Annotated in this window: 1 protein-coding gene; it reads right to left on the reverse strand. The window is 45.8% G+C overall.

The genetic code is table 11. The annotated features are described in order from the left end of the window. Positions 1-856: FAD-dependent oxidoreductase (locus BCT81_RS21420; RefSeq protein WP_241908255.1), on the reverse strand; the 856-nt coding region annotated here is incomplete at its 3' end. Positions 857-858 lie beyond the last annotated feature (2 nt).

Below are 858 nucleotides of genomic sequence, written 5' to 3' on the forward strand. Positions count from 1 at the left end.
CGCCAATCACAAAGATATCGTTGTCATTGGTTGTTCTTAGTGTCTGATCTACAACTAGTTGATTGATTCGATTTGTCTCTAAACCATCTAATTCACTTAGCCAATCTGCACATTTAATACCAGCAGCCCATACTTGCAGATCTGCTGAAATAATCTCATCTTCTGAAGTGACTAATTTCGCCTCTTCAGCTCTTTGAATGCGAGTCCCAGTCCTAACGTTAATGCCTTGTTTTACCAAAGCTTCATGAACTCGTTTCGACATGCATTCAGGCCCAGCAGGCAACACACGATCAGCCGCTTCAATTAAAGTGATCTCAAGACTGCCTTCCTGACGATAGCGCTGTAGCTTGGCACTCACTTTTGCTAGCTCTGCCGCCAGTTCAACGCCCGTTGCACCTGCGCCAACAATTGAAATTTTGCGCTGACTGCTTGCTCTCAGTAGAGGGTTGATCTCCTGCCAAGCTTTTTGGGCTTGCAATGCTGAATCAAGGAATAGACAGTGTTCACTCACGCCTTCTGTTTTAAAGTCATTGCTGATGGCGCCGACTGCGATAACAAGATAATCGTATTCTAGCTCTTGCATCGTACCGCTAAAATGATTCACTTTGATGACTTTATTAGCACGCTCTAAGCCGCTCATGGAGGCTTGAACATAGGTGTAACCATTACAAGATGCATGTTGGAAGTAGCTGACAGCGTCGAGTTCTTCGTCGAATGTTCCCGCTGCAATTTCGTGTAAACGCGGTTTCCAGTAATGGTGTGACGATGGCTCTACAAGTGTCACATCATAACGTTTATCACGACCTAAACGCGCAACTAACTCCAGGCCAGCAGCGCCGCCACCAACCACAACAATCT

The sequence above is a fragment of the Vibrio sp. 10N.261.52.A1 genome, from assembly GCF_002876325.1.
Classification (GTDB): domain Bacteria; phylum Pseudomonadota; class Gammaproteobacteria; order Enterobacterales; family Vibrionaceae; genus Vibrio; species Vibrio chagasii.